The following is a 5,468-nucleotide window of genomic DNA, read 5'->3' on the forward strand; positions in this document are numbered from 1 at the left end:
CCAACCCCAACCCCAACCCCAACCCCAACCCCAACCCCAACCCCAACCCCAACCCCAACCCCAACCCCAACCCAACCCCAAGCGCCAGCGATCATCCTCCCCGTCTTGGACAGGGACCCATTAAACCGAAACGAATACAAGTTCCATAGAAGTGCAAAAACATCAAGCGGTTGAAAGCCCAAACCCCGCGCGCCAGCGCCCCCCCTGCCGACCATGCCTCATCGAAGCGACATGATCTTCCACGCGATCATGCGCATCGCGGGCTGGGACCAGCTCGAGCGCGTATGGGAGTTCATCGTCGGATTCTTCAAGTTTCTCTGGGCGCTTCTACGCTTTCTTGGCGGCGGCTGACCGCCGCGCCGCATACAAAAAAGGCTCCGAACCGGTCGGAGCCTTTGTCTCTGGCGCAAAGCACACACGCGAATCAGGTGTCGCGCCAGTTGTCGTCGTTATTGCCGAGGTCGAGGCCGCCGCCGCCACCGCCGCCGTCGGTCCAGTCATTCGACCCGTTGCCAAAGTCGAGGCCGCCGCCGTTGTTGTTGCCGGCGTTGTTGTCGGGCGTGGGCACGGGCACGTCGCGTTCGATCACGCGGTCGCGTCCATGCGACAACGCTTCGCCGAGCAACACTCCGGTCAGCAAGCCACCCATGCCACCGCCAAACCCGCCGCCGCCTTGCTGGATGATGACGGGCGGCTGTTGCTGCGGATACGGCTGTTGCTGCGGATACGGCTGCTGCGGCGGATAAGGCCCTTGCTGCCCGCGTCCGAAGCGCTCCGCTTCCTGCGCATACGCCGAGTCGCCTTCGCGGGCGGCGGGCGCGGCCGGAGCCGCATTCGGATCGGGCCGGCCTTCCGCGCGCGCCTTCAGGCTTTCGACCCGGTTCGCGAGATCCTCGACCTGATACGGCGGCACGGGATTCGTCGAATTCGACAGTGCTTCGACGAGTTCGCGCAGCTGCCCCTCGACGCCCTCGACGTCCTTCAGCAACGCTTCATGGCCGGGCGCCGTCGAGAGCCGCACGTCGAGCTTGAGCGTGCGCACGTCGTTGAGCAATTCAGTGGCGCGTTTCAGTTGCGTGCGGCGATCGTCGTTGGCGCGGCCGTCGTCTTTCGCACGGGCGCGTCGCAGACCCCAGCGCAGCACCAGCGCGATTCCCGCGAACAGCACGGCGATGCCGATCCACGAGCCCATCGAAGGCCCATGTTTTTCCGCCCGGGGCGCCGGCGCGTTATTGAACGGATTCTGCGCGACCGAGCCGGTCGGCGCCGCGCTCGGCGGGCTCGGCACATTGGCGACGACGCTCGCACGATTCGCATCGCCGCGAATGCGCGCTTCCGTCGACGCGAAGCGCAACGGGTCGGTGAACTTGAGCTGCGGATCGATCGACTTCGCCTGCCGCAGATGCGAGAGCGCGTCGTCATAGCGGCCTTCGCGATCGAGCACCTGCGCGTACAGGTAATGCGCGTGCGCGTTGTTCGGATGCGCCTGCAGGACTTCGGTCAAACCGGCATCGGCTTTCTGCCAGTTGCCCTGCGCCATCGCCTGCTCGATTTGCTGGGCGCTCGGCACGGCGAACGCCGCCGACGAGACCAGCACGAGCGATGCCGCGAGAGCCGTAAAAAGTTTTTTCATGATGCGGGCCGGACGCGATAAACGCCCGTCTCCAATCGATCACACATTCCCGTGCGACGCGCAGTGCCCTGACAAGTTCACCACGCGCCGCGCCGGTAAATTTACTGCGCTTGCTGTGCTTACTGCGCCGGCGTGTTCAACTGCTTTTTCAGCGCTTCGAGCCGGTCCTCGACGGACGGGCCGCGATTGAGTTCCGCGAGCTTGTCGTCGAGTGCCTTGCCGGATTTCTGGTCGGCCGAATTCAGGCGTGCATCCGAGCGGGCGTTCGCGAGCTGCACCTTGTCTTCGAGCTTCTGGAAATCCTCCGACAGGTTCTTCCCGCCGATCCCGCCGAGCGCGGTTGCCGCCACGTCCTTCGCCTGTGCGATCTGCTGCTTCGCCTGCAGGATGTTCGAGCGCGCGTTCAGGTCGTTGCGGCGCTGGCGCATGTCGCCGATCTGCTGCTTCAGATGATCGACCGATGGCACGAGCGTGGCAAGCTCGCCGGCGAGCGCGTCGCGTTCGGTTTCCGCATTCGCCTGCGCGGCAAGCGCCTCGCGGGCAAGCCCTTCGTCGCCCGATTGCAGCGCACGCTTCGCGCCGTCTTCGTATTTCTTCGCCTTGTCGGTGGCGACGTCGCGCTTGCTTTGCTGCGTGGCGACCTGCGCCTCGATCTCGATCAGCGCATTTTCCGCCTTGGCGATGCTGTCGTCGAGTTCGCGCACGATCTGGCGCGAATCGCGCGACGGGTCCTGCATGGTGTCGGCGGCGTCGTTCAGCAAGCCCTTGACGGTGCGCGTGATGGAATCCAGTAGCGACATGTGTTTCTCCTTGATGAAGGCAGCGGCTCGTGTGCCTCGTGCGTGGCTCGCGAGCCAGTCGTGCGGCGCGCATCGCTCGATGCGCGCAACGTAAGTTCGGGTCGGGCGCGCGGATTGCAAGCACGGACTTCAATAAGAACGACGCGTTTTGGCGTCGTCTTCCGACGTCGTCTATTAGAGCACGGCGCGACTTAAGCCGGTCTTAACCAGCGTTAAGGAATGTAACGCCGAATGTAACGCCGAATTAACGCGTCAAGGCGCGCGCCGCGTCGTGCAGAGCGACGGCCGCGCTTGCGCACTCGAAACGCGGAACCCTCATGTCCAAAGTGCTCGTCGTTGCATTCGCGGTCGCGGCCGTCGTATTCCTGGTGCTGGACGGGCTCTGGCTCGGCGTGATCGGCCGCAGTCTTTATCAGCGCGAGATCGGCGCGTTATTGCTCGATCGACCGAACTTCGGCGCGGCGGCGATCTTCTATCTGCTGTATCTCGCGGGGATGACGTACTTTTGCGTGTTGCCAGGCGTGGCCGAAGCAAGCGCGATGCGCGGGCTGGTCAACGGCGTGCTGTTCGGCGCGATCGCCTACGCGACCTACGATCTCACGAATCTTGCGACGCTCAAGGGCTGGAGCACGACGATCGTCGTGGTCGATATCGCGTGGGGCGCATTCGCCACTGCTGCCGCGTCCGCGGCGGCAGTCGGCGTGACGACGCGCTTCGTTACGTGACGTGACGCGGCTGTGGCGCGCGCACGCATTACATTACACGCGCATGACACGCGCCGCTGATTCATTGTCCCGAATGCCGGCGTGTGAACGATGCGCCTTCGTCGGTGTCGCCGGGTCCGATGGATTCCTCGGATTCCCCAGGCTCGGACCTGGACTTCGCCAGCGCCGCCTTCTGGCTGGCTGCGGCATTGCTCGCCGCGTTCGCCGCCGCGGCTTTCGCCTCGCGCGCGGCCGCTTGTTCCGCGACGTGGCGCACGGCGACGTTTAGTGCATCGGGCGCTTTCGGCGCGCGCAACCGGTCGACAATGCCGGCGACCTTGATCTGCTCGCTCGTGGCATTGAAGTTCAGCACGGCGCGCCGCATGAGTTCGCTCACGCTGATGCCGAGACCCTCTGCCGTGTTGCTGATGGCGAGTTTTTGCGCGGGTGTCACGAAAACAACGATGCGTTCGCTTGGTTTGGTAGACATGAGCGGCTCGCAAACAGTAAGGCGATTGCAAAGAAGCGATGCGACAAATTTACCGCAGGAACGGCTGCCGGATGCGTTCGTTTGACCGCTCACCGGCGCATCCATCATATCGTCTTGTGCTTCGGCGTGGGCGGCAGGCCACGTTCGCGCCGAAACCGCAGCACGCGACGAAAGTCGCGCGCGTTCAATGAGTTGGCCATTTTCTCATACGGTTGTCCACCGCGCTGCGAACCGATTCTGTAGATGGCCGACTGTACGGCAACCCACCATCGGCGTGATTTGCTTACAAAAAAATCGGACGCCTCGCGTAGAACTGCGCTCGAATTCTTTAAAATGCGCTGTTACCCTGCGCGTGGCCGCGTATGCGCCGCTTTGTTCCACTCCGTGCCACTGTGTTCCGTGCACTTGCCGCCTAAGTGTCGCGTTGTACTCGCGGCGCGCGGCGCTCGCGGCTCGTCTGCCTCACGCGGCCCTGGCTCTTCGGGGCCGCCGCCCGCCGCGTCGCGGCCATCATCGTCATTCAGCGCTTTCGCGCTTGATCCAGGCGCGTAGCGCACGAGGCGCGAACCCAATGCGCCGAGCCTCATGCGCTGAACCTCATGCGCCGAACCATCGAAGTCATGCCAATCATCAAACGACCGAATCCCTCGAACCCTTCACGCGACGCCCGAGATCCCCGTAGCAGCAACGTGCCTCGCAGCAACGACCGCCATGAACGCAGCGATCGCCGCGGACGCGACGAGCCCGCCGGGCGTTCGCTCGCCGCGAGCGTCGCGATGTGGTTCGCGGGGCTGTTCGCGCTCGCGGCGGTGATCGGGGCGTTGATCATCGGCTATGCGCTCGTCGTGATGGGGCCGAACCTGCCGTCGCTCGATGCGCTCACCGACTATCGCCCGAAAGTGCCGCTGCGCGTCTATACGGCCGACCACGTGTTGATCGGCGAGTTCGGCGAGGAGCGGCGCAGCCTCGCGCGCTTCCAGGACATCCCCGACCAGATGAAGAAAGCGGTGCTCGCCATCGAGGACTATCGCTTCTACGACCACGGTGGCGTCGATTTCCTCGGCATCCTGCGTGCCGGCGTGAGCGATGTGATGCACGGCGGCGCATCGCAGGGCGCGAGCACGATCACGATGCAGGTCGCGCGCAACTTCTTCCTGTCGAGCGAGAAGACCTATACGCGCAAGATCTATGAAATGCTGCTCGCGTACAAGATCGAGCGCGCGCTCACGAAGGACCAGATCCTCGAGCTGTACATGAATCAGATCTATCTCGGCGAGCGCGCGTACGGCTTCTCGGCTGCGGCGCGCGTCTACTTCGGCAAGGACCTGAAGGACATCACGCTGGCCGAAGCAGCGATGCTTGCTGGCTTGCCGAAGGCGCCGTCGGCGTATAACCCGGTCGTCAATCCGAAGCGCGCAAAGATTCGCCAGCAGTACATCCTGAAGCGCATGCTCGACCTGAACTACATCACGCAAGCGCAGTTCGACCAGGCCATCGCCGAAGAGATCCATACGAAATCGTCCGGCACCGAATACGGCGTGCATGCGGAATACGTCGCGGAAATGGTGCGGCAGATGATGTACGCGCAGTACAAGGAAGAGACCTACACGCGCGGCCTCACGGTCACGACCACCATCGATTCCGCCGATCAGGACGCCGCCTACCGCGCCGTTCGCAAGGGCATCATGGATTACGAGCGCCGTCACGGCTATCGCGGGCCGGAAGGCTTCGTGAACCTGCCGGCGAATGCCGACGACCGCGATCAGGCGATCGAGGACGCGCTCGTCGACCATCCGGATGACGGCGACCTGGTCGCGGCCGTCGTCACGGCGGTGAACGCG

The 5,468-nt window shown here is 64.1% G+C and carries 5 protein-coding genes; 2 read left to right on the top strand and 3 right to left on the bottom strand.

Going from position 1 to position 5,468, the window contains the following annotated elements:
• Positions 1 to 424: 424 nt before the first annotated feature.
• Entirely contained in the window at positions 425 to 1,633 is a 1,209-nt protein-coding gene (locus AWB68_RS42350; RefSeq protein ID WP_087650091.1) for a tetratricopeptide repeat protein, read from the bottom strand.
• 119 nt (positions 1,634 to 1,752) lie between these two features.
• Positions 1,753 to 2,433, bottom strand: coding sequence for a PspA/IM30 family protein (locus tag AWB68_RS42355; RefSeq protein ID WP_087650092.1), 681 nt, complete (start codon positions 2,431 to 2,433; stop codon positions 1,753 to 1,755).
• A gap of 317 nt (positions 2,434 to 2,750) precedes the next feature.
• On the opposite strand from AWB68_RS42355, the gene AWB68_RS42360 reads away from it, so the two are divergent.
• Positions 2,751 to 3,158 (top strand): DUF2177 family protein, encoded by a 408-nt coding sequence (locus AWB68_RS42360; RefSeq protein ID WP_087650093.1) that lies wholly within the window; start codon positions 2,751 to 2,753, stop codon positions 3,156 to 3,158.
• 61 nt (positions 3,159 to 3,219) lie between these two features.
• On the opposite strand, the gene AWB68_RS51775 is transcribed toward AWB68_RS42360, so the two are convergent.
• The gene (locus AWB68_RS51775; RefSeq protein WP_087650094.1) at positions 3,220 to 3,627 is read right to left on the bottom strand and encodes a plasmid mobilization protein; all 408 of its coding nucleotides are present in this window, start codon (positions 3,625 to 3,627) and stop codon (positions 3,220 to 3,222) included.
• Positions 3,628 to 4,247: 620 nt separating this feature from the next.
• Here AWB68_RS51775 and AWB68_RS42375 point away from each other — a divergent pair.
• Positions 4,248 to 5,468: transglycosylase domain-containing protein (locus AWB68_RS42375; RefSeq protein ID WP_200828951.1), on the top strand; the 1,221-nt coding region annotated here is incomplete at its 3' end.

Source organism: Caballeronia choica, from assembly GCF_001544535.1.
Taxonomy (GTDB): domain Bacteria; phylum Pseudomonadota; class Gammaproteobacteria; order Burkholderiales; family Burkholderiaceae; genus Caballeronia; species Caballeronia choica.

Coding starts and splice junctions, on each gene's coding strand:
- AWB68_RS42355 (WP_087650092.1), bottom strand. CDS start 2,433: ATGTCGCTACTGGATTCCATCACGCGCACCGTCAAGGGCTTGCTGAAC.
- AWB68_RS42350 (WP_087650091.1), bottom strand. CDS start 1,633: ATGAAAAAACTTTTTACGGCTCTCGCGGCATCGCTCGTGCTGGTCTCG.
- AWB68_RS42360 (WP_087650093.1), top strand. CDS start 2,751: ATGTCCAAAGTGCTCGTCGTTGCATTCGCGGTCGCGGCCGTCGTATTC.
- AWB68_RS51775 (WP_087650094.1), bottom strand. CDS start 3,627: ATGTCTACCAAACCAAGCGAACGCATCGTTGTTTTCGTGACACCCGCG.